Genomic DNA, 26,395 nt, shown 5'->3' with positions numbered 1-26,395 from the left:
GATCGGGGAGTGTGTCGATGACCACTGTTCATGTCGCTGCGTCCGAACCGGGCGCGTATGTCCTTTCACCGAACCAGATCGTTCCGCTGCTGATCGGCGCGACCGTCGACGAGGTCGAGCGTGAGCTCGTGCTGCAGACGCTCGCCCGCTGCGACGGCAATCGCACGCGCGCCTCGCGCGTGCTCGGCCTCTCGGTGCGCACGCTGCGCAACAAGATCAGGCTCTATGCCGCCTCCGGCATCGAAGTCCCCGCCTATCACGACTAGCGCGCGAAGTGCCGCCGATTGGTGTTGATCATGCTCAGGCGCGAGCCCGGGCGGAATTGCTGCTGTCGTCAAACGCCGCTAATTAGCTTGCTTCCGGTCAAGGGAGCAGCGGCGTGGCAGACGAACAAAAACGGCAGGGACCTCAGGGACCGCGCGGACGGCAGGGCGAACCGGGGCGGCCGGGACCGCAGGGTCATCCGGGCAAGCGCGGGCCGGATGGCGCGCGCGGCAAGCCGGGTCCGCAGGGCAAGGCGGGTCCGGTCGGGAAGGCCGGACCGCTGGGCAAGCCCGGTCCGCAAGGCAAGCAGGGCGAAGCCGGACCGCGCGGCGCGGCTGGTGCACAGGGACCTGTCGGACCGCAAGGGCCGGCGGGGCCGCAAGGTCCGCGCGGCGAGCCCGGCCCGCCCGGCCCATTGCCGTCAATCGAGCAGGTGCTGCCCTGGCTCGATCAGCTGTTCGACGCCTGGGACGAGCGCCGCCGCCAGCGCGAGCATGAAGCCGCCGAGCGCGAGGCGCTCGAGGCAGCCGTGCAGGAGACCGACGATGCGCCCCTCGGTGACGAGGACGAGGACAGCGAAGGTGATCACAGGAAAAAGAAGAAAAAGAAGAAGCACGGCAAGGACTGACAGACGAATCTATTTCGTCCCGTTCTCGCGTCGCGGCAGCATGCCCATGCGCTCGAACTGCCAGCGCATGGCGCGGTACCACAGATAGCCGACCGCTGCGCCGCACAAGGCCAGGATCACGACGTTCGCGCTCGAGAACGAGCCGCTCCACCACGTCATCCACGCAGTCCACAGCAGCGTGAAAACGATGGCACCTGCTTTCAGCGGAAGAAGGGGGCGGCTCATGGTCGTGCTCCGGGGTGTCAAAAGCCCGGCGAACATCATCGCGCGTTGAGACCGCTTTCACCGTGAGCCAAGTCACGGAACGGACGCGCGAGCCGCCTAACCGAAGCGCAGCTGCGAACGTTCCTTCGCCTTTTCCGCCTCGACCTCACGGTCGCGTGCCGGGGCATGGGTGTGCAGCGACGTCAGCAGTCTTCGCGCAGCCTCCGAGACCTCCGCCACCGCACGATCGAAGGCCGCCTCGTTGGCCTGCGACGGCTTGTTGAAGCCGGACAGTTTGCGAACGAACTGGAGTGCGCTGGCGTGGATCTCGTCCTCCGTCGCTTCCGGCTCGAAGTTGAACAGCGTCTTGATGTTGCGGCACATGCAGTCTCTCCTGACCTTTCCCTCAAGGACGACCGGCGAAAACGAAATCCTACATCCTCCCGGGCAGTTCTGCTAAGTTCCGCCGCAACGCGGCCGCCGACCAGAGCCGCACGGGGGAATAAACATGAAAGCTTCTTGCGCGGCACTGTCAGCCATCCTGTTGTCCGTCTCGTTGTCGGCCATCTCGACAGCCGCATGGGCGGCCGATTATCCGGCGCCGAAACAGGGCGACTGGGTCGTCAGGGATTTCAAGTTCCACACCGGCGAGACCATGCCGGAGCTGAAGCTGCACTACACCACCGTGGGTGAGCCCAGCGGCCAGCCGGTCCTGGTGCTGCACGGCACCGGCGGCTCGGGCGCGAGCATGCTGTCATCAGCGTTTGCCGGCGAGCTGTTCGGCGCGGGACAGCCACTCGATGCCTCCAAATACTACATCATCATTCCCGACAATGTCGGCCATGGCAAATCGTCAAAGCCGTCCGACGGGATGAAGACGAGCTTCCCGAAATACAATTACGACGACATGGTCGAAGCCCAGTATCGCCTGGTCACGGAAGGGCTCGGGGTCAAGCACCTGCGGCTCGTCATCGGCAATTCGATGGGCGGCATGCACACCTGGCTATGGGGCGAGAAATATCCGAAGGCGATGGACGCGCTGATCCCGATGGCCTCGCAGCCGACCGAGATGGCGTCCCGCAACTGGATGCTGCGGCGGATCATGCTCGACACCATCCGCAGCGATCCCGACTACAATGGCGGCAATTACACCAGCCAGCCGCGCATGATGAAATACGCGATCACCGCCTACGGCATCGCGAGCATCGGCGGAACGCTGGCCTATCAATCGCAGGCGCCGACGGCGGCCAAGGCCGACAAGATCGTCGACGAGCGGCTGGCCATGCCGATCACGGCAGATGCCAACGACTTCGTCTACCAGTGGGAGTCCTCGCATGACTACAATGCCGGCGAGAAGCTGGAGGCGATCGAAGCGTCTCTGCTGCTGATCAATTCCGCCGACGACGAGCGTAACCCGCCGGAGACCGGCATCACGGACGCTGCGATGACGCGGGTCAAGAACGGCAAACTGTATCTCATCCCCGCCAGCACCCAAACGCGCGGCCACGGCACCACCGGAAACGCAAAATTCTACAGCGAGCAGGTCCAGCAATTGCTGCAAGCCGCGCCGCAGCAAACGATCGAATCTGCGCGCCGCTGATTTTGCATCGCATCACCGGCCGTCTACCCCGCATATTATTTGAGCATGCATTACGCCGGCGGCTCGGGCTTAATCGCATCGATGTACGAATCGACGCGTGAGACAATCACGCGTATGGCACGACACGCGATGAGGAGGATCGCATGCACAGGCTCGTACTGTGCGTTTGGCTGACCGCGCTGACGAGCGCCGCGTTCGCGTTCGACAACGGGCAATATGATCACGTCCCCCCCGACGTCCGCGCCTGGTTCAAGAGCGTGATCGCACCGAACGGCGTGCCCTGCTGCGACGTCTCCGACGGCCATCGCACGGAGTACGACGTGCGCAGTGGCGCCTATTGGGTGCCGATCGAGGGACAATGGATGGAGGTGCCCGAGCGCGCCATCATCCGCGACCGCGGCAATCCGGTCGGTCACGCCGTGGTGTGGTACGTCCGTCACCGCGGCGCCATCATCATCAGTTGCTTCGTGCCGGCGGATGCGGTGTAGCGCGCGATAGCGCCTCGGCGCCGCGCGTGCTAGGTCGGCCGATGGCTTTTTCGAACGACAGAACGCGCGCTGTGATGCGCTTTGTGCTGGCGGCGTTTTACATCGCGGCTGGCATCGCGCATCTCCTTGTTCCCGACAAGCTGCTTGCGATCACGCCGGCCTGGGTCCCCTTCGCAACACAACTGATCCTCATCACTGGCGTCTGCGAGATCGCGGGCGCGATTGCGCTGGTGACGAAGCCGCTGCGCTGGTGGGCGGGCGTTGCGCTGGCGCTCTATGCACTTTTCGTGTGGCCGGCCAACATCAAGCATGCCCTGGAAGGCATCGACCTTCCACCCATCCCCAACAGCTGGCTCTACCACGGGCCCCGGCTGGCGCTTCAGCCGATGCTGATCTGGTGGGCCCTGTACTGCGCGGGCGTGATCGACTGGCCGTGGCGGCGCGACAAAGGGGGATAGCGATCGGGCCGGGAGATGATATTCTCGGGCATTCAATCAGGGAGACCTTCGTGACTGATCTTTGCGCCGAAGACCTCGCCACCATCTATGCCCAGCCGAGCCCGCGCGTGATCGCGAAAGCGCGTCCCGCAATCGACACCCATGCGAAGAAATTCATCGAGATGTCGCCGTTCTGCGTGCTCGCGACATCGGGAGCGGACGGCAGCGTCGATGCCTCACCACGCGGCGGCGGCGTCGGCTTCGTCCATGTCGCCGGCCCCAACCAGCTACTGATGCCCGATCGCTCCGGCAACAACCGGATCGACAGTTTCCGGAATGTCGTCGAGGGCTCGGGCTTCGTGCATCTGTTGTTCTTCGTCCCTGGATTCGACGAGACGCTGCGCGTCGGCGGCCGCGGCACGCTGTCGGCCGATCCGGACCTGCTCGCCTCGATGGTTGAGTTTGGCAAGTCGCCGCGCGCGGTGCTGAACGTCGCCGTCAGCGAAGTCTATTTCCACTGCGGCAAGGCCCTCATGCGCTCGAAGCTGTGGTCATCTGACAAGGTGCCGCGCTCGGTGATGCCGAGCATCGTCGAGGTGGTCCACGAGCAGACCGGCCTTGGTGAGCCGCAGAGTCAGGAGATCGTGGAAGAGCTCTACAAGACGCAGTTGTAGCTGGCGTCCAGGCTGTCGTCCCGGCCTGGTGCGCAATTGCGCACCAGGCCGACACGGAATTGTGGGCAGCGCTAACGCGCCAAACTAATGTCCCTCGCCCTCGAGCCCACCGACGTGCTTCTGGGTGTAGAGTTCGAGGCCGATGCGGCCGATCAGGTCGAGCTGGGTCTCGAGGAAGTCGATGTGGTGCTCCTCGTCGCTCATCAGCTTCTCGAACAGGTCGCGCGTGACGTAGTCCTTGACGCTGTGGCAGTAGGTCGCCGCTTCCTGGTAGAGCGCCCGCGCGCTCATCTCGGCGGCGAGATCGCACTCGATGATCTCCTTGACGTTCTGGCCGATACGCAAGGGATCGAGCACCTGCATGTTCGGGAAGCCGTCGAAGAACAGGATCCGCTCGGTAAGCTTGTCGGCGTGCTCCATCTCCTCGATGGACTCCTTGCGCCAGACCTTGGACATGTCTCGCAGGCCCCAATTGTCGAGGAAGCGGTAGTGCAGCCAATACTGGTTGATCGCAGTCAGCTCGTGACGCAGTGCCTTGTTGAGATAGTCGATAACTTTTGCGTCGCCCTGCATGGTTCACTCCAGCTCTTGCAGTCCAAATCGGCCGTAAACCGAATTTAGAACGCTTCTAAATGAGTTTAAAGACTGGAGCAACCGGCTACGGGGACGCAGCCGGGGAAAAGCTCAGCCAGGGTTGCGGAAGATTTCAGCAGGCCGCGAGGGCGAACTCGGCCGGCTGAGCCGTCTCGTCATTGGCAGCCACAGTGTGGTTGTGCGGGCAGCCGGAGCAGCAGGACGAGGCACAGGGGCCGAGCGCTTCGTCGATAATGGTCTTGATCGTCCGAGCACAGCGGCCGCATTCGGCGCTACAGCCGAGACAACCATAAACCTGCTTTGCATGGCGCACAGCGTCGTCGGACTCGGCGACGGCGGCGCGGATGTCGTCATCGCTCAGCACGTTACAGGAACAAACGATCATGGAAGCGGCAGGCCCTTTGGTGATGCGCCATCATCGATATTTAAGGGGCCGGCCGGATGCAAAAGGAAAAAGCGGAATTTGAAGCTATTCCAAACTAGCCCGGAACAGCCTAGAACGGCTCTAAAATAGGGCCTTGCGCTGGATCAAGATTGCGGCGGATCTAGTCGCCCCCGCCGCCTCCACCATCGCCGCCGCCCCCGCAATCTCCGCCACTACTGCCGCTATCGCTGCTGGAGCAGCTGCCGCTGTCGGCCGGGCTGCCGGAACTATCGCTGGAAAACCAGCTCCCCAACGAGAAGCCGTCGCTGGTGCCCGTGGAGGTGTCGCCACCGCTGTTGCCGCTGGCCCCGGCGCGGGAGCGCCGCTGGCCGCGGTTCTGGAGATGGGTGATCCAGCCGTAGCCGATCGCGGAGACGATCCCGGCAGCGATCAATGCATTTATCATCGCGTTGCCCACCATCACCCTCCCCTGGCTGAGCTGCGGTCCATGCTAATTGGTCGTCCCCAGCAACGGTGCCGTTCATTGATCATTCAATCGAAATATGGAACTTTACCGCCAAAGAGTTCCCGCGTGTTTTGCTCGAAAGGTCAGCCAATGAAGAAGTCGCTCCTGGCAATCGCTGCCGTCGCCGCTGTGGCCCTTAGCGCCGCTACACCAGCCCAGGCGCAACGCGGCGTCGCCGCGGGCGTGGCGGCGGGGATCATCGGCGGCGCCACTGTCGGTGGGGCGCTGGCCTCTCCGTACTATTACGGGCCCGGCCCTGGCCCCGGCTACGCATATGGTCCGGGATATAGCCCGGGCTACTATCCGCCGCGCTACTACGCACCGGGCCCGGGCTACGTCGCCGACGACTATTACGGCGACGGCTGCGTCTGGCAGAAGCAGCGCTTCTGGGACGGTTATGCCTGGCGCGTCCGCCGCGCCAGAGTCTGTGGCTGAAGTCGCCGCAGGCCGGTTCATTCCGGATGCGCCGTTCATCCAGGGGCCTGAAAAAGACCGCTTTTTCTCGTCACAGCTCCGTGTGCGTTTACCGCGGATTGACCATTTGCGCGCTTCCTAGCTGCAAGGCCAGATCCATCAGAGTCTGCGTGAACCTTTGAACCCCGGGCGCTCCTAACAAGGAGCATCCATCTCTCAGGAGAGCTAAGCGTATGAAGAAGACTTTAGTTGCCGCCCTCACGGTTGCGACGATCGCCGGTTCGCTGGTGACCGCCACGCCGTCCGCCCAGGCCCATGACGGCGTCGGCGTCGGCATCGCAGCCGGCCTGATCGGCGGCGCGATCGTCGGCGGCGCCATCGCATCGAGCCGTCCCGCCTATGGTGGACCGGTTTATGTGGCCGAGCCCGGCCCGCCGCCCCCGCCCTGCTACTGGCAGCGCCAGCGCTACTGGGACGGCTACGGCTGGACCGTCCGCCCGGTTCGCGTTTGCTACTGATCTGATCGCACGGCGCTCATGAGCGCCGCGATCGAAGCCCGGCCGAGCACCTCGGCCGGGCTTTTTCTTTTAGCTGGCCCTGCAGCAGCTATCGCGCCGCCTGGATTGAGCGCAGCACCTCTTCGCTTGGCCAGCAATCGACCTTGAGCCCTGCCGACTTCTGGTAGGCGCCCAGCGCAGCGCGCGTCTGCATGCCGGCCTTGCCGTCGATCTTATCCTTGTAGAGTCCGACGCGCGTGAGCCCGCGCTGCATCGCCTCGACGTCCTTGGTTCGCAATTGCTTCGAGGCAGACCACGGCGTCGCGAACGGTTGCGGGCTCGTCATGCGGTCGGCGAGATGGCCGACGAACAGCACGTAGAGATCGGAGAAATTGTATTCCTTGATGACGAAGTAGTTCTTTGTGGTCAGGAAGGACGGGCCGTAGATGCCTTCCGGTTGCAACAGCGAGGCCGGGTGAGCCTGCTCGGCGGCAGTGAGCTTTTGTCCACGCACCGGCACAAAGCCTTCGCGCAGCCACTGGCCGATCGGCTTCGTCACCTCGGGCACGCCGGCGGTGCAATCGACCTTGGCCGGTGCCTGCACCTCGTAAGCCCAGCGCACGCCGCTCTGCCAGCCCTTGTTGACGAGCTGCTGCGCGGCGGAGGCCAGCGCATCCGGCACCGAATGCCAGATGTCGATGCGGCCGTCGCGGTCGAAATCGACGCCGTGCTTGTAATATTCGGACGGCAGGAATTGCGTGAGCCCGGTCGCGCCGGCCCAGGACGAGCGCATGTCCTTGCGTGTCACCACGCCGTCGCCGAGAATTTTCAGCGAGAGGATGAACTCGTTGCGATAGGTGTCCTTGCGGCGGCCGACATAGGCCTGCGTCGCCAGCACGCGCACGAGATCGTAAGGCAGCGTGTAGCGGCCGTAGTCGGTCTCGCGGCCCCAGATCGCCAGCATGACGGTGGCGGGCACGCCGGAGTTTTTCTCGATCTCGGTCAGCGCCTGACGATGTTTTTGGAGCAGCCGCTGCCCCTCGCCCGCAAGCCGCGCGATCGAGGCTTCCCTGACATAGTCGGCCGGCACCTGCACGAACTCGGCCTGCGACGGCGCACCGGTCGCTGGGCGCCCCGGCAGAATGAGATCCGGCAGCTTGTAATCAGGCTCGAGCCCGCGCGTCTCTCGCTCGAACGTCGCGCGCGACACGCCGGCGGCCTCCGCCTCCGGCCACTGCGAGGCGATGAACTGGGTGAAGGCGGCGTCGGCGGCGCGGACGGGCGACAGGCCACAGGTGATAGCGATCACCGCAGCTATGAGCACCCGCCGCATCATGCTGAGATCACCGCGTCAGCTTCTTGTACTTCACGCGATGCGGAATGATGCTGTCCTGGCCGAGCCGGCGCATCTTGTCCTTCTCGTAGTCCTGGAAGTTGCCCTCGAACCATTCGACATGGCTGTCGCCCTCGAAGGCCAGGATGTGGGTCGCGATGCGGTCGAGGAACCAGCGATCATGGCTGATGATGACGGCGCAGCCGGCGAAATCCTCCAGCGCCTCTTCGAGCGCACGCAAGGTGTCGACGTCGAGGTCGTTGGTCGGCTCGTCGAGCAGCAGAACGTTGGCGCCTGATTTCAGCATCTTCGCAAGGTGCACGCGGTTGCGTTCACCGCCGGAGAGCGCGCCGACTTTCTTTTGCTGGTCGGCGCCCTTGAAGTTGAACGACGAACAATAGCCGCGCGAATTGACTTCCCTCTTGCCGAGCAGGATCAGCTCGTTGCCGCCGGAGATCTCCTCCCACACGTTCTTGCTGCCGTCGAGCGCGTCGCGCGACTGGTCGACGTAACCGAGATGAACGCTCTCGCCGACCGTGATGGTGCCCTTGTCCGGCTGTTCCTGCTTGGTGATCATCCTGAACAGCGTGGTCTTGCCGGCGCCGTTGGCGCCGATCACGCCGACGATACCGCCGGGCGGCAGCTTGAAAGTGAGATCGTCGATCAGCATGCGATCGCCGAAACCCTTGCTGAGCCCTTCGAAGTCGACCACGTTCTGACCCAGGCGCTCGGCCACTGGAATCGTGATCTGCGCGGTCTGGGTCTGCTTTTCGCTCGCCTGTTTCAGCAGTTCGTCATAGCGCTGATAGCGCGCCTTGGATTTAGCCTGGCGGGCTTTCGGCGAGGATGCGATCCATTCCTGCTCGCGGGCCAGCGTCTTCTGATGCGCAGCGTCCTCGCGGCCCTCCTGCTCGAGCCGCTTCTGCTTCTGCTGCAGCCAGGACGAGTAATTGCCCTCGTAAGGGATGCCCTTGCCGCGATCGAGCTCGAGAATCCAGCTCGTGACATTGTCGAGGAAGTAGCGGTCATGGGTGACGATCAGGATCGCGCCGGGATAGTTGCGCAGATGGCCTTCCAGCCACGACACCGATTCCGCGTCGAGATGGTTGGTCGGTTCGTCCAGCAGCAGGAGCTCGGGCTGATCGAGCAGCAGCTTGCATAGCGCGACGCGGCGGCGCTCACCGCCGGAGAGTTTCGACACGTCGGCATCGTCGGGCGGACAGCGCAGCGCGTCCATGGCCTGGTCGACCTTGCTGTCGAGATCCCAGAGGCCCTGGGCCTCGATCTCGTCCTGCAGCTTGGTCATCTCGTCGGCGGTCTCCTCGGAGTAGTTCATCGCCAGTTCGTTGTAGCGATCGAGGATGGCCTTCTGCTTGGCGACACCCAGCATGACGTTCTCGCGCACGCTGAGAGCCGGATCGAGATGCGGCTCCTGCTCGAGATAGCCGACGCGGGCGCCCTGGGCGACCCAGGCCTCGCCGTTATACTCCTTGTCCAGGCCGGCCATGATCTTGAGCAGCGTCGACTTGCCCGAGCCGTTGACACCGAGCACGCCGATCTTGGCGTCCGGGTAGAACGACAGATGGATGTTATCGAGCACCTTCCGGGTCGGGTAGCTCTTGGTCAGGCCCTGCATGAAATAGATGAACTGGCGCGCCATCGGTCCCGAAAACCTTCGATTTGAGGAAATTTGCTTGCCGCCGATGTAGCGATCCCGCCCCCAAAGGGCAATGTTTTCCCTCCGTTCACCACGGATGAATACGGGACGGACACCATCCCGCCGCCGATCCGGACAATTGAAACCATCTTTTAATAAATCAGGCCAAAGCTCGGTTTCGCGCGGAAACAGCGCCACCCGCTCAGAATGAACGGGAGCACAGCGAGACAGCGTCATGGCCATGATCGAGACCAATTCCCTTCCCGTTCCGGCGGAAGCCGGCAGCGCCTCCGCGTTCGCCTCGGAGATCAAGGGCTTCTGGAAGCGCTTCTTCGCCACCGCTTTCAACCCCTACCGGCCCGAACTGCATTACATGCGCGGCCCCGGCCCCGCCTGGCGCGCCAAGCACGGCATGAATGCGCCGATCCGGCTCAAGCCCCGCGACCTCTGAGCCTCACCACCTGTCGGACTTTTGAAGACGCGAACGGCTTGCGCACGGTCCTGATTGCGCGCAACCATGGCCTGGTTCCACCTCTCGCCATGGAAGAACGCTGATGACGCGGCTGCGCTGTGCAATTCTCGACGACTATTTTAACCTCGCCCTCGATGTCGCCGATTGGCAAAGCCTGTCCGACCGCATCGACGTCACCGTGTTCAGCCATCCCTTCGCCTCCGAGCAGGCCGCGGCGAGCGCGCTGGCCGATTTCGAGATCGTCTGCGCGATGCGCGAACGCACCGCGTTCCCCAAGAGCCTCTTCGAGAGCCTGCCGAAGCTGAAGCTGCTGCTGACCTCAGGCATGCGCAACGCCTCGATCGACATGGAGGCCGCCAAGGCGCGCGGCGTCACCATCGGCGGCACGCAATATTCACGAGATCCGACCGCGCCCCTCACCATGGGCCTAATCCTGGAACTGACCCGCGGCATCGGCCGCGAGAACGCGCGCATGCATGCGGGCGAGCCATGGCAGGCCTTTGCCGGCGTCGAGATCGAGGGATTGACGCTCGGCGTCGTCGGGCTCGGCAAGCTCGGCAGCAAGATGGCGGGCATTGCGAAGGCGTTCGGAATGAACGTGATCGCCTGGAGCCCGAACCTGACCCCGGAGAAGTGCAAGGACGCCGGCGTCGGCTACGCCACCAAGGAGGAGCTGTTCGCCAAGGCCGATATCGTCAGCATCCATGTGGTGCTGAGCGAGCGCTCGCGCGGGCTGGTCGGGGCCGCCGATCTCGCGCGGATGAAGCCGACGGCCTTCCTCGTCAACACCGCGCGCGGGCCGATCGTGGACGAGCAGGCGCTGCTCGAGGCGTTGCAGCAGAAGAGGATTGCAGGCGCCGGCATCGACGTCTTCTCGGTCGAGCCGCTGCCGACGGACCATCCTTTCCGCAAGCTCGACAATCTCGTGCTGACGCCGCATCTCGGCTACGCCACCGAGGATGGCTTGCGCATCCATTATGGCCAGATGGTCGAGGCGATCGACGCCTTCACCAAGGACAGCGAGTTGCCGCGGAAGCTGGCCTGAAGCCTCAGGCCGCCGAGCGGTGGCTGGTGGGCTGCCGTGCCGCATCGGCAAAGCCGCCGCGCCAGGAGGCATGCGCCGGCAGCCAGCCGAGCTCGCGCTTGGCCTTACCGTTGGATGCTCCGCGCACCTCCGTCATCATTGCAACCATGTGCTCGCCCGCAAGCAGGCGCCCGAGCCAAGCGGGAATGTGACGCGGCGGCTTCGCACCAAGCAGTTTGGCCAGCGCGGGCAACCAATCCTTCACCGGCGCCGGATGATCGTCGACGATATTGTAGATGCTGCTGGCGCGTCCGCGTTCGAGCGCGGCAAGCGTGGCAGAGGCGGCATCTTCGGTGTGAATGAACGACCACGTGCCGCCGCCATCGCCGATCACTGGCACACGCCGGTGACGCAGCTGGTCGATCATCGCCGGCGAGAGCGTTCCGGTGCCAGGTCCATAGAAGAATCCATAGCGCAGCACGATGCCCTCCGGCTTCGTCGAAGCGCTGACGCTTCGCTCCAGATACCGGATTGCCTCAAGCGTGCGTCGTAGCTCTCGCGGCGGATGCGGGTCGAGCTCATCGGTCTCGGTCTTCACCGTTCCCCCGGCGCGACTGAAGGTCCAGCCGCAGAAGCTTTGCGCGATGAAGCGCCTAGCGCCGGCCTCGCGTGCGGCGTTGAGCAGATTGTCGGTTCCGCGGGTGCGGAGCTCGTTGGTTCGCTTGAAAGCCCGATCGAAATGCCGGAGGTCCGTAGCAGCCGCGAGATCTGTCATCTGGTGGATGACGGCGTCGGGCTTTGCCGCAATCACCGCAGCGCGCATACTGTCGGCATCGAGGCCGTCGGCGACGACCGGCTCCGCACCCAATCGCCGCACAAGCTCTGTTTTCGCCGCACTCCGTGTCGTGCCGATCACCGAATGACCCGCGGCGACCAGCGCCGGAACAAGATACTGACCGACCGCGCCGGTCGCGCCCGCAACAAGGATGCGCATCCTGTGCTCCTCAATTCGTTGCAATCCTCCCGGACGTAATCGAGGTGCGGAGCCGTTCAAGCATGCGCAAGCGCGACATGCGCGCATGGGTCAAATGACGACGGCGCGTGACCGAAGATCACGCGCCGTCATCAGATCAATTCTTGCGAAGCCGGTTCAGCGCACGGTGACGGGCGCGGGCAGCGGCGGCACCACTGTCGGCTGGGTGCCTCCGACCGGGCCGGCCTGCGCAGCCATCGGCGCGGGGCCGGCAGCGCCGGGCACGGGCGCGGCGGATGCGGTCGCAGTTCCCGGCGGCGGACCACCCGGCATCACCACCACGCGGGTGCCGACCTTGACGCGATCGAACAGGTCGGAGACGTCCTCGTTCAGCATGCCGATGCAGCCGGAGGACACGAACTTGCCGATGGTCGAGGGCTGGTTGGTTCCGTGAATGCGGTAGACGGTCGAGCCGAGATACATGGCGCGGGCGCCGAGCGGATTGCCGGGACCGCCGGCCATGAAGCGCGGCAGATAGGGCTGGCGCTCGATCATCTCAGTCGGCGGATGCCAATCCGGCCACTCGGCCTTGCGGGTGATCTTCTGCACGCCGGTCCAGGTGAAGCCGTCGCGGCCGACGCGAACGCCGTAGCGGATCGCACGGCCATTGCCGAGCACGTAATAGAGATAGGTGTTCGGGGTATCGACAATGAGCGTTCCGGCCGGCTCCTTGGTCGCCAGCGAGACCTCCTGACGGCGCAGGTTCTGCGGCAACTGCGCCGGAGCGGCGTCGGGCTGCTCTTCGGGCGGCAGCGAGGCGATCGCCATCGGCCGGCCGTCGGCGCCAACGGGCGGCTGACCGGCCTGGACCGTTCCGGTCGCGCCGGGACCACCGACCGCCTCCGGCGGACGCAGGCCGTCACTGCCGGGCGCCTGACCCGGACGATCGGCGTAGATCACCGCAGGCGGGCCGGCGGGGCGGCCGTAGCGCGGATCGTCGGGCGACGTCACGGGACCCTGCGGCGGCGCGGCCGAGTACACGGGGGCGCCTGCGGGACGGCCATAACGGGGATCATCGGGCGACATCACCGGACCCTGCGGCGGCGCGGCGGAATACACCGGGGGAGCGCCGGCTGGACGACCGTAGTAGCGCGGATCCGGGCCGGGCGGCGGCAGCGCCGCCTGCGGCATCGAATCGTCTTCATCGTCCATAGCGTCGAAGTTCGGCGCGCGGTCGCCGGGCCGATATTCGGCCGGCGCGCCATAGCTCGGCGCCTGCTGGACCGGATAGCTTTGGGCCTGCGCGAGCGAGGTTCCCGCCGCAGCGACTGTTGCGGCAGCGCATATCGTCAGAAAATGTTTGATCATCATCGCTCTTGTATAGTCCCCGGGCCCCGTCCGGACCGTTAACGGCCAGATGACCGAAGATAGCGGCACATTCAAGACATTGCAGGCGGATTTGTGCCTGATTTGCCGATTTGTGATCCGCAAGACTACCGTTGCCTCCTTGCATCACGGGACGAAAATCAGCCCACGACTGAGATTGCCGGAGTCGCCGGCTCCGTTTTTTACGGAACGGCGGGGAATCGTTGCGGTATGTTCGAATCAGCCTGATTCGCCCCCGCTTTGAGCTTCGATCCCCGCGTGGCGAACGCGGCAAGCAGTACCGTCACCGCGTTCAGATGGCTCATGGGCCCTGGCCACTTCGCCGCCGGGGCGGAAATTCGCAATCCCTCGATGCTTCCCGGCTTTCGCTTCCTGTTTGCCGCGATCCTGCTGTCAGCTTCCATCCTGGTATTCGGCCTGGGCGCCGCCGCGCTGCTGCGGGCCAGCCACGAGCAGTATGTCAGCAACCCCTCCTGGCGGAATGGTCCGCAGGAGCAGGTGTTTGCACAAGCTCCCGAGCCGGCCCAGCCCGTGCTCGCGGTTCTGCGCGCCGAGCCGGAAGCAGCCACCGATCCGGCGCCGTCGCTGCGTGACCAGGTGCCGACGATCGGATTACCGGCGAACGAGCCCGAGCCGGTCTTCGCGCTGACGACCGAGACCGACCGTCAGCCGCCGCAGGTCGTTGCAGCTCCGGCTGACGTCCCGACCGAACCGGCCAATGCGGAGACCAAGGCCGAGACGACGACGGACGACGCCACGCCGGTCTCAAGCAACACGCTTACTCCGGCCGACGCCAGCGCATCCATCGCCGAGACCAAGCCCGTTTCGATCGCTCTCACGAGCAAACCAGCACCTACCGCCCCCAGCGGAGCCTCGGCTTCGTCCTCGTTCGACATGGCGAGCGCGAAGTTCGCCGCATTGAACGACCCGGCGACCACGGCCTGGAAGGATCCGCCTGCGAAGGCCAAGGCCGACTCTAAGGCCGACAGCAGTTCGCCGGAGAGCAAGGCGACCAAGCCGCGGGCGCATCGCGTGAAGAAGCGCCGCCGCATCGTCCGGCGTCCGCCGCCGCCGGTTCAGCAACTCGATCCGTTCGGGCAGCCGCAACCCACGCTCGCCGCAACGACCACGCGCGCACGTCAGTAAGGTTACGCCGGGCCGGTTGCGATCGGCGGTCCCTTTTCCTGGCCCCATTCCGACCACGAGCCGTCGTAGAGCGCGGTGTCGGTGATGCCGAGGCGATAGAGCGCCAGCGTCAGCACGCCGGCAGAGACCCCGGAGCCGCAGCTCGTCACGATCGGCGCATCGAGCCTGACACCGGCGTTCGTGAAGGCGGCGCGGAGATCATCGAGTGGCTTCATCGTGCCGGTCGCGGCATCGAATAGGAGATTGTAGGGCACGTTGCGCGCGCCGGGGATATGGCCGGAGCGGATGCCCGCGCGCGGCTCCGGCGCCCGGCCCTCGAACCGGTCGGCGGCGCGCGCGTCGATCACCTGCTCGGCACGGCTTTCGATGTTGGCGATCAATTGCTGCATGCTGCGCACGCGCTTTGAATCATAGCTCGCCTTGAATGTCGCTGGCTTCGGCTTGACCTCGCCGCTCTCGACCGGACTCCCCTCGGCGCGCCACTTCTTCAGGCCGCCATTGAGGATGCGCACATTGCCATGGCCGAAAGCCAGGAACATCCACCACGCGCGGGGAGCAGCGACCCAGCCGCCGGCATCATAGATCACGACGGTGTCGGCATTGGAGATACCGAGTTGGCCTGCGTCGCGACCGAACTGCTCGGCGGTCGGATACATGTGCGGCAGCGGGTTGGAATGGTCCGAGACCGCATCGACGTCGAAGAACACCGCGCCCGGCAGATGCGCGGCGAGATAGTCGTCCTTCGGCAATGGCAGCACGCCGGGTAGTTTGAAGCTGGCGTCAAGCACCTTGACGTTGGCGTCGTTGATGTGGGCGGCGAGCCATTCGGTGGAGACGAGGGGATCGGTGGGGGTGGTCATTAGGGTGCTCCGGCAATTGTCTCAGTCGTCATGCCCGGGCTTGTCCCGGCCATCCACGTTCTTGCGGCGAAGACGTGGATGCCCGGGTCAAGCCCGGGCATGACGGAGTGTGTGGCGAGAGAGGTATTCACCTCACCCCTTCTTCTTCGGCTCCCACTGCTCCACCGGCCCGCCGGCGTCGCGCCAGGCGGCGTAGCCGCCGGCGATGTGGGCGACGGGCTTGAGGCCCATGTCCTGCGCGGTCTTGGCGGCGAGCGCAGAGCGCAAGCCGCCGGCGCAATGGAAGACGAACTTCTTGTCCTCCTGGAACACCGGCTTCGCGTAAGGGCTCTGCGGATCGATCCAGAATTCGAGCATGCCGCGGGTGCAGGCGAACGCGCCGGGGATGCGGCCGTCGCGCTCGATCTCGCGGGGATCGCGGATATCAACGATGACGACGTCGCCGTTCTTCGAGATCTCGATGGCGTCCTTGGCGGTGAGCGTCTCGATCTCGGCATTGGCCTCGTCGATCAGCGCCTTGATGCCGCGGGTGATGGTCTGGGGCATGTGGTTCTCCCTCTTGTTGTCATTCCGGGGCGTGCGCAGCACGAGTACGGAATCCATTTATCTACACGTGCTGCGGCCCGACGGATTCCGGGTTCTCGCTGCGCGAGCCCCTGAATGACAACAGCTAGTGCGTCAATTCCTTCATCGCACCCTCGAGCCCCTCGATCGTGATCGGATACATGCGGTTGGCGAAGATGCGTTTGATGATCGTGGTGGATTCCGAATAATCCCAGTGCTTCTGCTGCACAGGGTTGAGCCACACCGAATGCGGATAGGTGCGGATGATGCGGTCGAGCCAGACCGAGCCGGGCTCCTCGTTGACGTGCTCGACCGAGCCGCCGGGCACCATGATCTCGTAGGGCGACATCGATGCGTCGCCGACGAACACGATCTTGTAGTCGTGCGGGTATTTATGCAGCACGTCCCAGGTCGGGGTGCGGTCGGTGAAGCGGCGCTTATTCTGCTTCCACACGCCTTCATAGAGGCAGTTGTGGAAGTAGAAATACTCCATGTGCTTGAACTCGCTCTTCGCAGCCGAGAACAACTCCTCGACCTGCTCGATATGCGCGTCCATCGAGCCGCCGATATCGAAGAACACCAGCAGCTTCACCGCGTTGCGGCGCTCGGGGCGCATGTGCACGTCGAGATAGCCGTGATTGGCGGTCTCGCGGATGGTGGTATCGAGATCGAGCTCGTCAGGCGCGCCGGTGCGCGCGAACTTGCGCAGGCGGCGCAGCGCCACCTTGATGTTGCGGATGCCGAGCTCGACATTGCCGTCGAGATCTTTGAACTCGCGCTTGTCCCACACCTTCACCGCGCGGTTGTTGCGGTTCTTGTCCTGGCCGATGCGAATGCCTTCGGGATTGTAGCCATGGGCGCCGAACGGCGAGGTGCCGGCGGTGCCGATCCACTTCGAGCCGCCCTGATGCCGGCCCTTCTGCTCCTCGAGGCGCTTCTTCAGGGTCTCCATGAGCTTGTCCCAGCCCATGGCCTCGATCTGCTTCTTCTCTTCGTCCGTCAGGTATTTCTCGGCGAGCTTCTTCAGCCACTCCTCGGGGATCTCGGCCCCCTCCATGGCGTCGAGCAGGCTTTCCAGCCCCTTGAAGACGGTGCCGAAGACGCGGTCGAACTTGTCGAGGTTGCGCTCGTCCTTCACCAGCGAGGTGCGCGAGAGATAGTAGAAATTCTCGACCGAGTAGTCCGCGAGGTCAGCGTCGAGCGCCTCCATCAGCGTGAGGTATTCGCGCAGCGTCACGGGGACCTGCGCATCGCGCAGAGAAGTGAAGAATTGCAGGAACATGGGTGACAGATTGCCCGTCGGGGGGCGAACGTCAAGGGGCAGAGGCCACGGCTCTGCGCTGGACCGGCAGGCTTTTTGCTCTAGAATTGGCGGTCTCACGGGGTGTTTTTGGGGACGTTTGCAATGGGAATTCTCGCAGCGCTCATCATTGGCGCGATCGCAGGCTGGCTTGCCGGCAAGATTGTCCATGGGGCGGGATTTGGACTGATCGGCAACATCGTCGTCGGCATCATCGGCGCACTTGTGGCCAGCTGGATTCTGCCTCAGCTGCATATCCAGCTCGCAACCGGCACGGTCGGGGCCATCGTGGATGCCACGATCGGCGCGGTGATTGTGCTCGTCATCCTTTCGCTGATAAAACGGGTCTGAAAGCCTGACTGAACCAGGAACGGCCGCCACGCGCGGCCGTTCCGTTTGTTGGACCAGGGGGCCGAAACTGGAATCCCTGGGACGACGACCAACAAGGACGCGCAATGAAATTTACCGGCACCAAGGACTATGTTGCGACCGACGATCTCAAGGTCGCGGTCAACGCCTCGATCGTGCTGGAGCGCCCGTTGCTCATCAAGGGCGAGCCCGGCACCGGCAAGACGGTGCTGGCGGAGGAAGTGGCGAAGGCGCTGAACGCCCCGCTTCTGACCTGGCACATCAAGTCGACCACCAAGGCGCAGCAAGGCCTCTACGAATACGATGCGGTGTCGCGCCTGCGCGACAGCCAGCTTGGCGATGCCCGCGTGTCCGACATCAAGAACTACATCAAGCGCGGCAAGCTGTGGGATGCCTTCACCGCCGAGCAGCGCCCGGTGCTGCTGATCGATGAGATCGACAAGGCCGATATCGAATTTCCGAACGATCTTTTGCTCGAACTCGACCGGATGGAATTCCATGTCTACGAGACCGGCGAGACGATCAAGGCCAAGCAGCGCCCGATCATGATGATCACCTCCAACAACGAGAAGGAGCTGCCGGACGCGTTCCTGCGCCGCTGCTTCTTCCACTACATCAAGTTCCCCGATGCCGACACCATGACCCGGATCGTCGACGTCCACTTCCCCGGCATCAAGAAGCGGCTGGTCGAAGAAGCCTTGCGAATCTTCTTCGAGGTCCGCGAGGTGCCCGGCTTGAAGAAGAAGCCGTCGACCTCGGAGCTGCTCGACTGGCTCAAGCTGCTGCTCAACGAAGACATGAGCGTCGAGCAGTTGCGCGAACGTGATCCGCGCAAACTCATTCCGCCGCTGCACGGCGCGCTGCTCAAGAACGAGCAGGACGTGCATCTGTTCGAGCGGCTGGCGTTCCTGAGCCGGAGAGAAGTGTAGGTTCGAGCGCACTCCGCTGCCGCCCCACCTTCCGGTGTCATTCCCCGCGAAGGCGGGAAGTCCAGTACGCCGCGGCTTCTCGACTCAATCATAACCGCCTCTGGAATACTGGATCGCCCGGTCAAGCCGGGCGATGACACCGAGAGTATGGCTCACTCTCTCCACCTCGTCATTGCGAGCGCAGCGAAACAATCCAGGCTGCCTCCGCGGAAAGATACTGGATTGCTTCGCTGCGCTCGCAATGACGGAGCAAGGGCGAGCATCGCCCTCTCCAATTCGCGCTTCAAATCGCGAGGGGCGGACGAAGGTTGTGAGATGGGCCCCGGCTCTGCAGCGCATCGCTGCACCGGATGATGCTTCGCATCGCCGGGGAAGCGCTACGCTGCGTCCGGAGCACGAGACCTTGCTACGCCACCGCGGCGTCCGGTACACGCGCGGCTTCCATCGGCTGCTTGCCGCGGATGAGGTCCGAGGCGCGGTCGGCGATCATCATGGTTGAGGCATTGAGGTTCGCCGAGATCATGCGCGGCATCACCGACGCGTCGATCACTCGCAGGCCTTCCAACCCGTGGACGCGGAGCTGGTCGTCGACCACCGCCCAGGTGGAATCCGCCGGGCCCATGCGGCAGGTGCAGCCGGGGTGGAAGGTGGTGGTGCCGCGTTCGGTGGCGGCGGCCAGGAACTCGTCGTCGGTGTTGATGTCAGGGCCGGGGAAGTCCTCGTAGGCGTAATAGGGCGACAGCGGCGCGCTCTTCAAAAGCCTGCGCGCCAGCTTCATGCCGCCGACGATCACGCGGCGGTCGAGCTCGGCGTCGAGATAATTGGTCTGGATGATCGGCGGCGCGAACGGATCAGACGAGCGGATGCGGACATAGCCGCGGCTCTCGGGGCGCTGCTGCCAGGAGGCCACCGTCATGCCGGGCTCGTCCTCGAGCTGGCCCTGCACGCCTTCCTTGTAGCTCGCAGGCGTAAAGGTGAGCTGGAGGTCGGAGCTGTCCGCGCTCTCGCCGGAGTGCCAGAAGCAATAGACCATGGTCGGCGACAGTGAGAGGAGGCCTTTGCGCGCCGTCGCCCATTTCATGGCCTCGACCCAGAGACGCCAACCGCGACGAAGCTCGTTGATGGTCCTGATGTCTTTGACGCGCGCGACCGTGCGCGGCGCATAATGATCCTGCAGGCCTTCGCCGACCGGCAGCGCGTGACGCACGGCAATGCCGTGGGCCTGCAACAGATCGGGCGAACCGATGCCGGAGAGCTGCAAGAGCTGCGGCGAATTATAGGTGCCGCCGGACAGGATCACTTCCTTGTTGGCGCGGACCTCAACCGGCGTGCCGCCAGAGCCGCCCTTCATGTAGCGCACGCCGACGGCGCGCTTGCCTTCGAAGATAATCTCGGTCGCGTGCGCGTGGGTGTGGACATGCACGTTCGGCCGCTTCATCGCAGGCTTGAGGAAAGCGGTGGCGCCGGAGACGCGCAAGCCCTTGTCGATGGTGCGCTGGCAGTAGGAGACGCCTTCCTGGGTCTTGCCGTTGTAGTCGGGGTTGCGCGGAATGCCGAGGCTCACCGCGCCTTCCATGAAGGCTTCGCAAAGTGGATCGCGCCAGTTCATGGTGGTGACGGTAAGATTACCATCGCGGCCGCGATAAATGTCCTCGCCCTCGCCGACGCGTTTCTCCAGCCGCCGGAAGTAGGGCAGCACGTCGGCATAGCCCCAGCCGCGATTGCCCATCTGCGCCCAGGTGTCGAAATCCATGCGCTGGCCGCGATTGTAGATATGGCCATTGATCGAGGACGAGCCGCCGAGCGTCTTGCCGCGCGGCGCATAGATGCTGCGCCCGCCGGTCCAGGGCCCGACCTCCTGCTGGTAGGCCCAGTTGATACTCTTCATGTGGAAGGTCTTGATGAAGCCGGCCGGCAGATGGATGTAGGGATGCCAGTCGCTCGGGCCCGCCTCGAGCACGCAGACGCTGGTAGCGGGGTCTTCGCTCAGCCGGCTGGTGAGCACGCAACCGGCGGAGCCCGCGCCGACGATCACATAATCAAATCTTTCCATGGTGCCTCGGCCGCCTCTAGCGCGGCTTGTCGTTGAGTTGATAATTCAAATGCGTTCGCACCGTCGGCCATTCGGCCGCGGTGATGCTGTAGACCACCGTGTCGCGCAGCGTGCCGTTCGGCGCGACCTGGTGGCTGCGCAGGATGCCGTCCTGCTTGGCACCCAGACGCTCGATGGCGCGGCGGCTCTGGTGATTGAAGAAGTGGGTGCGGAATTCCACCGCGATGCAGTCCAGGGTTTCGAAGGCGTGGGTGAGCAGCAGCAGCTTGCACTGCGTGTTGAGCGGACCGCGCTGCGCGCTCTTGCCATACCAGGTCGAGCCGATCTCGACGCGGCGGTTGGCGGCATCAATGTTCATATAGGTCGTCATGCCCACGATCTTGCCGCTGCCATCGAGCACGGTGAAGGGGAGCATCGAGCCCGCGGCCTGAAGACCGAGCCGGCGGTCGATTTCCTTGCCCATGTTGTCCGGCGTCGGAATCGCGGTGTACCAGATGGTAGAGAGCTCGCCGTCCTTCACGGCCTCGATCAGCCCCTCGCGGTGCTGATGCGACAGCGGCTCCAGACCGGCATGCTGTCCGCGCAGGGTGATGGGATCAGGCCAGGGCATTTGAAACTCTCTCCTTTGTCATTGCGAGGAGCGAAGCGACGAAGCAATCCATACTGTCACCGCGGACGCATTCCTGGATTGCTTCGCTTCGCTCGCAATGACGGTCACTAGCACCGTTTATTTGTTTAGGAAATTGAGAGGCAATCCGCCGCGCGGCCAGTCCATGGCGATCAGCTCGCCCTTGCCTGAGAGCGTGATGTAGGCGGTCTTCAGCTCGGGGCCGCCGAAGGCGATGTTGGTGGTGACGCGGTCGCCGGTCGGCACCTGCTCGACCAGGGTACCGTCAGGCGCGATCACCGAGATGCAGCCGGAGACGAGGGTGGCGACGCAGACATTGCCGTTCGCTTCGACCGCCAGCGAGTCGAACATCTGGTAGCCGCCGAGGCCGCAGATCGGTTTGCCCCGCTCGCCGCGATAGATCACATCGCGCGGCTTGAGCGTGCCGGGCGCGGAGAGCTCGTAGGCCCAGAGCCGACCGGTGGGCGTCTCCGCGATGTAGACGGTGGCCTCGTCCGGCGACAGGCCGATGCCGTTCGCCGGCAGTATGCCGTGCACGACCTCGACGATCTCCTTCATGCCAGGCTTGAGATAGTACATGCCGCCGACGTCCATCTCGCGTGCGCGGCGCTTGCCGAGATCGGAGAACCAGAGGCCGCCCTGCTTGTCGAACACCAGATCGTTCGGCCCCCGCAGATCGTGCTCGCCGCAACTGGTCACGACGGTTTCGATTTGGCCGGATTGCAGATCGACGCGCTGGATCGAGCCGCCGAGATAATCGTCGGGCTGCGGACCCGGCATGATCATGTTGCGGGTCGGAATCCAGGAGAAGCCGCCATTGTTGCAGATGTAGATCTTGCCGTCGGGGCCGAGGGCCGCGCCGTTCGGGCCGCCCGGAATCTTCGCGACGATCTCCTTGCGGCCGTCGGGATGGATCCGGGTCAGGCGCTGGCCGCGGATTTCCACCAGCACCACCGAGCCGTCCGGCATCACGACCGGTCCTTCGGGAAATTCGAGGTCGGTGGCGAGAACGCGGACGTTGGACATGTGGGGACCCTCCCGGCTGCTTGTTATGACTTGCACGGGATGTCCGGCACGGGCCCCACACGCAAGATTGCCTGCGGTTATGACAAAGTCGCCGGGGCTTGCCAAGCAAGCGGGATGGTATGCCAGCGTTGCGCGCTAATCTCGCACGGGTATCCAAATCTCCAGGCCGCCATTGCCGGTGGCGGGATCGAATTTTTCATCGTAGCGTTCGAAGTTCGGCGCATCGGCAGCCTTCAGGCCGGAGGCCGGCAGCCACTGATTCCAGATCGCGTTGACGGTGCGCCTGATCGAGGCGACGTGGTCGGCGTGGGTGAACACCGCATAGCGCTGCTCGGGGATACGGATGCGGCCGAAGCGGCGCGGCAGCTCGGAGAAATCGTCGACCTCGACGCCGGCGATGTAGTCGAAATTGCCGGCATCGTCGCCGTTGCAGCAGACGCCATAGGCGACCGATCCTACGCGCACGGGAATGTCGGCGACCTCCTGGTGGAAGCGCTGCCACAGTCCAGGAATGGCCGCGCCGTTGTCGCAGGAGATGCGCTCGTTGATGCCTGCGACGAGGAAGGCCTTTGTGGTTTCGAAGCGCGGGGCGGCGAGCTTGTCTGCGATGGTTGAGTCCATGAGGATCGGCTCCTGAAGCTTGAGATGACCGGCGCATTGCGCGGCACGGACCGCTTCGGGCGTGGTGCCGAACTGGTCGCGGAACGCGCGGGTGAATGCTTCGTGCGAGCCGTAATCCGCCTCCAGCGCCAGCGACAGGATGTCCGGCGCGCCGTTCGCAAGACTGCGCGCCGCTTCGGTCAGCCGCCGCGCGCGCACGTACCGCATCACCGGCAGCCCGGTGGCTGCGGCAAACGCGCGCACGATGTGGAACCGCGACACGCCCGATATCGTAGCGATCTCGTCGAGCGTCATCGGCTCGGCCAGATGGCTCTCGACATACCAGAGCGCGCGCTGGGCTGGGTTCATGGCGTTTCTCGTTCGAAGCGCGACCATGATGCACGGAAGTCCGCGGGTTTCGCTTGATCGGTGTTGCGGTCCCGCAAGAGGATAACGCCGGAGCAGCCACTGGCAACGTCCGGGCGTTCATGGCTACACTCGGGACATCCTTGAAACCGCTCACCAGAAAGCAGGAGGAACCGCGTCATGAAAGTCACCGACGTGCGGGCGCACCATATCCGCATCCCCTATGACGCCGGTGTCGCGAGCTTCCGCCAAGGCGCCTCCGCGATCACCGCCCTTGACATGGTGATGGTCGAGGTCAGCACCGACGCCGGGCTGACCGGCTGGGGCGATGCCTTCGCCTATGTCTGCCCCCGCACCACGCGCAGTGCCGTCGAGGAAATGATCGCACCCCAGGCCCGCGGACTGGAGGTTCCCGATGCCGCCGGCATTGCTGCGGTGATGGAGCAGATCCAGCGTAATCTGCATCTGTTCGGGCGTTACGGCATCACCATGTTCGCGATCTCCGGGCTCGACATCGCGCTGTGGGACCTTGCCGCCAAGATCAAGGGCCTGCCGCTGCACCGCCTGCTCGGCGGCACCAGGCGCCCGGCCATTCCGGCCTATGCGAGCCTGTTGCGGATCGGTTCGCCCGACAACATCGCTGCCGAATGCAGGAAGGCGCTCGCCCTCGGCTATGGCGCCATCAAGCTGCACGAGACCACGGCACCGGCGGTGTTTGCCGCGCGCGCGGCGATCGGGCCCGGCATTCCGCTGATGGTGGACATGAACTGCCCGCTGTCAGGCGAAGAGGCGATCGCGTTCGCCAGGACATGCCGCGACGCGCAGCCGATGTTCCTGGAGGAGCCGGTCTGGCCGCCGGAGGATTTTGCGGCGCTCGCCGAGGTCCGCAGCAAGGGCGGGCTCGGCGTCGCTGCCGGCGAGAACGCCTGCACGGAATATCAATTCCGCCAGATGATGGATGCGGGCGCGGTCAGCCACGCCCAGCCGTCGGTGATCAAGGTCGGCGGCATCACGCAATTTCTCAAGGTTGCGGCGCTCGCAGATCGGCTCGGCGTCAAGATCGTTCCGCACTCCCCATATTTCGGCCCCGGCCTGCTGGCGACCTTGCATCTCCTGGCGGGGCGCGGCGACGGGTTGGTCGAGATGTTTTACCTCAAGCGCGAGGCCTGCCTCTGGGGCGGCCGCGCCGATGTCGATGCCACCGGCCATGTCGCGGTGCCGACCGGACCTGGACTCGGCTATGAGCCCGACCGAAGCGTGATGGAGCGATATCGCGTCGCCTGAGCGCGGCGCCTATTTCGCCGCATCCTTCGGCGGCGGCGCATCCTGTTTCTTCTTCACATCCTCCGCGGTCTTCGCCTGCGCGGCCTGGAGATCGCCGAGCATCTTCTGCAAGCCGGCCACCGTCGTCTTCAACGCATCGATCTGGCGCCCCGCGGCATCCAGCTTCTGCTGGTGATCGAGGTTCAGCTTGGTGATAGTCTTCTGGAGGAAGTCGACGTTGCTCTGGAGGCAGCTGGTGCGGCGCTCCATGGTCTTCTCGACGGTGCAGATCTCGATGCCGGGCACGTCCTGCGCGCGGACCGGCACAATCGCCAGCGTAGCGAGCAGCAACATCGCGAAACAGACGCCGGCGCTTCGAAGCAGCATGCAAGTTCCTCGTCAAATCAATCACGGCAATGTGCGCTTTTTGCACGCCGCCTGTCGAGGCTACCACACTCGCACCGCATTCTCGCGTTGAGCTTGCAGCTGTTCCCTCGGACGGGGAGCGATGATCTGCACGCGGAGGAAATGGGCGCTCCTTCTGCGGCTTTGTTTAGGGGAGTTTTTTGATGGCAACGCGCGACAGACGACTGGCGGAATTCGACGGCGCCGGAGAACCGCCGCCTGGCCTTGCAGTCGAAGTGCTGTGCGAGGACCACAGCGGGACTTATCAGCTGCCGTTCGCCTGCCGCTATGTCGAGGGACGCTGGCAGAACCACGCGGCCGGCGTCGCGGTTGAAGCTACCGTCATCGGCTGGCGCGTCCCGCGCATGAAGCATTCGGGCGTAGCCTGAGCACCGGCGTCTGTCTCAAAATGCAACGGTGCCGCGTCCCGGCTTAACCTTCGGAACGCGGCCCGAACGAATCACGTCCGAATCAGCCGTAGGTCCCTGTACGCGTCTGTTCACGGCTAGATGTCGCAACTGGCCAGCGCGCGCATACAATATCTGCGCAGCACGTGAGCAGGCTTAGCCAGCTACGGGCGTCAAAAGTTAACGGCTTCAATGACATGACTGCGGGATGCGGCGGCTGGATGTTCGCTCCCAAAACAGGCAGATGGCACCCGGCCTGCCTAATATTCGACCTCGAGCTCCTCGATCTCGGCCGGCTCGTCCTTGGCCGCCGCGATCCATTCCTTCATCTCCGGCATGGCCATGATGGTATCGGCATAAGCCTGCAGCTGCGGCTCGAGCTTGACGTTATAGGTCACGAAGCGTGTCACCACCGGGGCGTACATCGCGTCAGCCATGGTACGGGTCTCGCCGAACAGGAAGGGCCCGCCCGATTTGTCCAGGCAGTCGCGCCAGATCGCCCAGACGCGATCGATGTCGGCCTGCGCGCGCGACCAGATCTTGAAGCCGGGGAAGTGCCCCTTCAGGTTGACCGGCAGCGAGGCGCGCAAGGTGGTGAAGCCGGAATGGATTTCGCCACAGATCGAGCGGCAATGCGCGCGCTGGATGCGATCCGCGGGCAACAGCCCGGCGTTCGGCATCGCCTCGTTGAGATATTCGGCGATCGCCAGCGTGTCCCAGACGATCGCGCCCTCGTGCCGCAGGCACGGCACCAGGATCGACGACGACAACAGCAGGATTTCGGCGCGCGCCGACGCGTCGTCCGGCGCGGTGACGATCTCCTCGAAATCGAGCCCGGAAAATTTCGTGAGCAGCCAGCCACGCAGCGACCAGGACGAATAGTTCTTGCTGCTGATGGTCAGTGTCGCCTTCGCCATGTGGCCTTCCCTCACGCCTGTGACTCG

General features: G+C 64.4%; 33 protein-coding genes. 15 read left to right on the top strand and 18 right to left on the bottom strand.

Features of this window, described 5'->3' with window-relative positions; translation table 11 throughout:
* The first annotated feature begins 17 nt into the window (after window positions 1-17).
* On the top strand, window positions 18-266 hold the full coding sequence (locus ABIB66_RS26315; RefSeq protein WP_018454141.1) for a helix-turn-helix domain-containing protein: 249 nt from the start codon (window positions 18-20) through the stop codon (window positions 264-266).
* A gap of 113 nt (window positions 267-379) precedes the next feature.
* Window positions 380-892: a collagen-like protein gene (locus ABIB66_RS26310; RefSeq protein ID WP_354205189.1), complete on the top strand. Its 513-nt coding sequence runs from the start codon at window positions 380-382 to the stop codon at window positions 890-892.
* Window positions 893-901: 9 nt separating this feature from the next.
* Here the strand turns inward: ABIB66_RS26310 and ABIB66_RS26305 are convergent, their stop codons facing one another.
* Together ABIB66_RS26305 and ABIB66_RS26300 are read right to left on the bottom strand one after the other, a co-directional pair.
* Window positions 902-1,117, bottom strand: coding sequence for a hypothetical protein (locus ABIB66_RS26305; protein WP_018454140.1), 216 nt, complete (start codon window positions 1,115-1,117; stop codon window positions 902-904).
* A 96-nt stretch (window positions 1,118-1,213) separates the two neighbouring features.
* Window positions 1,214-1,480, bottom strand: a complete 267-nt coding sequence (locus ABIB66_RS26300) for a DUF2277 domain-containing protein (protein WP_354205187.1) — start codon at window positions 1,478-1,480, stop codon at window positions 1,214-1,216.
* Window positions 1,481-1,604: 124 nt separating this feature from the next.
* Here ABIB66_RS26300 and ABIB66_RS26295 point away from each other — a divergent pair, with 124 nt between their 5' ends.
* The 4 genes from ABIB66_RS26295 (at window position 1,605) to ABIB66_RS26280 (ending at window position 4,295) form a co-directional block, all read left to right on the top strand.
* Window positions 1,605-2,696, top strand: coding sequence for an alpha/beta fold hydrolase (locus tag ABIB66_RS26295; protein ID WP_354205185.1), 1,092 nt, complete (start codon window positions 1,605-1,607; stop codon window positions 2,694-2,696).
* A 143-nt stretch (window positions 2,697-2,839) separates the two neighbouring features.
* The gene (locus ABIB66_RS26290) at window positions 2,840-3,184 is read left to right on the top strand and encodes a hypothetical protein (RefSeq protein ID WP_354205183.1); all 345 of its coding nucleotides are present in this window, start codon (window positions 2,840-2,842) and stop codon (window positions 3,182-3,184) included.
* 41 nt (window positions 3,185-3,225) lie between these two features.
* On the top strand, window positions 3,226-3,642 hold the full coding sequence (locus ABIB66_RS26285) for a DoxX family protein (RefSeq protein ID WP_354205181.1): 417 nt from the start codon (window positions 3,226-3,228) through the stop codon (window positions 3,640-3,642).
* 50 nt (window positions 3,643-3,692) lie between these two features.
* Window positions 3,693-4,295, top strand: a complete 603-nt coding sequence (locus ABIB66_RS26280; RefSeq protein WP_354205179.1) for an MSMEG_1061 family FMN-dependent PPOX-type flavoprotein — start codon at window positions 3,693-3,695, stop codon at window positions 4,293-4,295.
* 84 nt (window positions 4,296-4,379) lie between these two features.
* On the opposite strand, the gene bfr is transcribed toward ABIB66_RS26280, so the two are convergent.
* The 3 genes from bfr to ABIB66_RS26265 all read right to left on the bottom strand — a co-directional run bounded on the left by bfr (window position 4,380) and on the right by ABIB66_RS26265 (window position 5,734).
* Window positions 4,380-4,868 (bottom strand): bacterioferritin, encoded by a 489-nt coding sequence (gene bfr, locus ABIB66_RS26275; protein WP_007600720.1) that lies wholly within the window; start codon window positions 4,866-4,868, stop codon window positions 4,380-4,382.
* Window positions 4,869-5,001: 133 nt separating this feature from the next.
* The gene (locus ABIB66_RS26270; RefSeq protein ID WP_027570626.1) at window positions 5,002-5,274 is read right to left on the bottom strand and encodes a (2Fe-2S)-binding protein; all 273 of its coding nucleotides are present in this window, start codon (window positions 5,272-5,274) and stop codon (window positions 5,002-5,004) included.
* Window positions 5,275-5,434: 160 nt separating this feature from the next.
* Window positions 5,435-5,734, bottom strand: a complete 300-nt coding sequence (locus ABIB66_RS26265) for a hypothetical protein (RefSeq protein ID WP_275169187.1) — start codon at window positions 5,732-5,734, stop codon at window positions 5,435-5,437.
* 135 nt (window positions 5,735-5,869) lie between these two features.
* Between ABIB66_RS26265 and ABIB66_RS26260 the strand changes: the two genes are divergently transcribed.
* Entirely contained in the window at window positions 5,870-6,214 is a 345-nt protein-coding gene (locus ABIB66_RS26260) for a hypothetical protein (RefSeq protein WP_354256096.1), read from the top strand.
* A gap of 212 nt (window positions 6,215-6,426) precedes the next feature.
* Window positions 6,427-6,711 (top strand): hypothetical protein, encoded by a 285-nt coding sequence (locus ABIB66_RS26255; RefSeq protein WP_007613695.1) that lies wholly within the window; start codon window positions 6,427-6,429, stop codon window positions 6,709-6,711.
* A gap of 88 nt (window positions 6,712-6,799) precedes the next feature.
* Here the strand turns inward: ABIB66_RS26255 and ABIB66_RS26250 are convergent, their stop codons facing one another.
* Together ABIB66_RS26250 and ettA are read right to left on the bottom strand one after the other, a co-directional pair.
* Entirely contained in the window at window positions 6,800-8,026 is a 1,227-nt protein-coding gene (locus ABIB66_RS26250) for a lytic murein transglycosylase (protein ID WP_275169191.1), read from the bottom strand.
* Window positions 8,027-8,033: 7 nt separating this feature from the next.
* Complete coding sequence (ettA, locus tag ABIB66_RS26245) at window positions 8,034-9,683, bottom strand: energy-dependent translational throttle protein EttA (protein ID WP_027519709.1); 1,650 nt, start codon at window positions 9,681-9,683, stop codon at window positions 8,034-8,036.
* A 232-nt stretch (window positions 9,684-9,915) separates the two neighbouring features.
* On the opposite strand from ettA, the gene ABIB66_RS26240 reads away from it, so the two are divergent.
* Together ABIB66_RS26240 and ABIB66_RS26235 are read left to right on the top strand one after the other, a co-directional pair.
* Window positions 9,916-10,131 (top strand): hypothetical protein, encoded by a 216-nt coding sequence (locus tag ABIB66_RS26240; RefSeq protein WP_275169192.1) that lies wholly within the window; start codon window positions 9,916-9,918, stop codon window positions 10,129-10,131.
* 103 nt (window positions 10,132-10,234) lie between these two features.
* Window positions 10,235-11,197 carry a D-2-hydroxyacid dehydrogenase family protein gene (locus ABIB66_RS26235; RefSeq protein WP_354205175.1) on the top strand — a complete coding sequence of 321 codons (963 nt, stop codon included), beginning with the start codon at window positions 10,235-10,237 and terminating at the stop codon, window positions 11,195-11,197.
* Between the two features lie 4 nt (window positions 11,198-11,201).
* Here ABIB66_RS26235 and ABIB66_RS26230 read toward each other — a convergent pair whose 3' ends face one another.
* Both ABIB66_RS26230 and ABIB66_RS26225 read right to left on the bottom strand, forming a co-directional pair.
* Complete coding sequence (locus tag ABIB66_RS26230) at window positions 11,202-12,170, bottom strand: NAD-dependent epimerase/dehydratase family protein (RefSeq protein WP_354256093.1); 969 nt, start codon at window positions 12,168-12,170, stop codon at window positions 11,202-11,204.
* Window positions 12,171-12,326: 156 nt separating this feature from the next.
* Complete coding sequence (locus ABIB66_RS26225) at window positions 12,327-13,517, bottom strand: L,D-transpeptidase family protein (protein WP_275169686.1); 1,191 nt, start codon at window positions 13,515-13,517, stop codon at window positions 12,327-12,329.
* 321 nt (window positions 13,518-13,838) lie between these two features.
* On the opposite strand from ABIB66_RS26225, the gene ABIB66_RS26220 reads away from it, so the two are divergent.
* On the top strand, window positions 13,839-14,681 hold the full coding sequence (locus ABIB66_RS26220; protein ID WP_354205171.1) for a hypothetical protein: 843 nt from the start codon (window positions 13,839-13,841) through the stop codon (window positions 14,679-14,681).
* Window positions 14,682-14,683: 2 nt separating this feature from the next.
* Here ABIB66_RS26220 and sseA read toward each other — a convergent pair whose 3' ends face one another.
* From sseA to ABIB66_RS26205, 3 genes are all read right to left on the bottom strand, one after another.
* Complete coding sequence (sseA, locus tag ABIB66_RS26215) at window positions 14,684-15,541, bottom strand: 3-mercaptopyruvate sulfurtransferase (protein WP_275169200.1); 858 nt, start codon at window positions 15,539-15,541, stop codon at window positions 14,684-14,686.
* 132 nt (window positions 15,542-15,673) lie between these two features.
* Window positions 15,674-16,087 carry a rhodanese-like domain-containing protein gene (locus ABIB66_RS26210; protein ID WP_007613708.1) on the bottom strand — a complete coding sequence of 138 codons (414 nt, stop codon included), beginning with the start codon at window positions 16,085-16,087 and terminating at the stop codon, window positions 15,674-15,676.
* A 124-nt stretch (window positions 16,088-16,211) separates the two neighbouring features.
* Window positions 16,212-17,387 (bottom strand): vWA domain-containing protein, encoded by a 1,176-nt coding sequence (locus ABIB66_RS26205; protein ID WP_018454121.1) that lies wholly within the window; start codon window positions 17,385-17,387, stop codon window positions 16,212-16,214.
* A gap of 123 nt (window positions 17,388-17,510) precedes the next feature.
* Between ABIB66_RS26205 and ABIB66_RS26200 the strand changes: the two genes are divergently transcribed.
* Both ABIB66_RS26200 and ABIB66_RS26195 read left to right on the top strand, forming a co-directional pair.
* Complete coding sequence (locus ABIB66_RS26200) at window positions 17,511-17,756, top strand: GlsB/YeaQ/YmgE family stress response membrane protein (protein ID WP_007613712.1); 246 nt, start codon at window positions 17,511-17,513, stop codon at window positions 17,754-17,756.
* Between the two features lie 104 nt (window positions 17,757-17,860).
* Entirely contained in the window at window positions 17,861-18,703 is an 843-nt protein-coding gene (locus ABIB66_RS26195) for an AAA family ATPase (protein WP_007600695.1), read from the top strand.
* A 406-nt stretch (window positions 18,704-19,109) separates the two neighbouring features.
* On the opposite strand, the gene ABIB66_RS26190 is transcribed toward ABIB66_RS26195, so the two are convergent.
* The 4 genes from ABIB66_RS26190 to ABIB66_RS26175 form a co-directional block, all read right to left on the bottom strand.
* Entirely contained in the window at window positions 19,110-20,756 is a 1,647-nt protein-coding gene (locus tag ABIB66_RS26190) for a GMC family oxidoreductase (RefSeq protein WP_354205166.1), read from the bottom strand.
* A gap of 16 nt (window positions 20,757-20,772) precedes the next feature.
* Window positions 20,773-21,366, bottom strand: coding sequence for a GNAT family N-acetyltransferase (locus ABIB66_RS26185; protein ID WP_275169207.1), 594 nt, complete (start codon window positions 21,364-21,366; stop codon window positions 20,773-20,775).
* A 117-nt stretch (window positions 21,367-21,483) separates the two neighbouring features.
* Complete coding sequence (locus ABIB66_RS26180; RefSeq protein WP_354205164.1) at window positions 21,484-22,410, bottom strand: SMP-30/gluconolactonase/LRE family protein; 927 nt, start codon at window positions 22,408-22,410, stop codon at window positions 21,484-21,486.
* 135 nt (window positions 22,411-22,545) lie between these two features.
* Entirely contained in the window at window positions 22,546-23,379 is an 834-nt protein-coding gene (locus ABIB66_RS26175; protein ID WP_354205162.1) for a GyrI-like domain-containing protein, read from the bottom strand.
* A 177-nt stretch (window positions 23,380-23,556) separates the two neighbouring features.
* Here ABIB66_RS26175 and ABIB66_RS26170 point away from each other — a divergent pair, with 177 nt between their 5' ends.
* Window positions 23,557-24,660, top strand: a complete 1,104-nt coding sequence (locus ABIB66_RS26170; RefSeq protein WP_354256089.1) for a mandelate racemase/muconate lactonizing enzyme family protein — start codon at window positions 23,557-23,559, stop codon at window positions 24,658-24,660.
* A 9-nt stretch (window positions 24,661-24,669) separates the two neighbouring features.
* Here ABIB66_RS26170 and ABIB66_RS26165 read toward each other — a convergent pair whose 3' ends face one another.
* Window positions 24,670-25,026 carry a hypothetical protein gene (locus tag ABIB66_RS26165; RefSeq protein ID WP_354205158.1) on the bottom strand — a complete coding sequence of 119 codons (357 nt, stop codon included), beginning with the start codon at window positions 25,024-25,026 and terminating at the stop codon, window positions 24,670-24,672.
* A 182-nt stretch (window positions 25,027-25,208) separates the two neighbouring features.
* Between ABIB66_RS26165 and ABIB66_RS26160 the strand changes: the two genes are divergently transcribed.
* Window positions 25,209-25,433, top strand: a complete 225-nt coding sequence (locus ABIB66_RS26160; RefSeq protein WP_027570609.1) for a hypothetical protein — start codon at window positions 25,209-25,211, stop codon at window positions 25,431-25,433.
* Window positions 25,434-25,711: 278 nt separating this feature from the next.
* Here ABIB66_RS26160 and ABIB66_RS26155 read toward each other — a convergent pair whose 3' ends face one another.
* Entirely contained in the window at window positions 25,712-26,368 is a 657-nt protein-coding gene (locus tag ABIB66_RS26155) for a glutathione S-transferase family protein (RefSeq protein WP_275169214.1), read from the bottom strand.
* Between the last annotated feature and the right edge of the window lie 27 nt (window positions 26,369-26,395).

It is taken from the genome of Bradyrhizobium sp. F1.13.3, assembly GCF_040548265.1.
In the GTDB taxonomy this organism is placed as follows: Bacteria; Pseudomonadota; Alphaproteobacteria; order Rhizobiales; family Xanthobacteraceae; genus Bradyrhizobium.
This window is presented reverse-complemented; position numbering and strand designations above follow the sequence as displayed.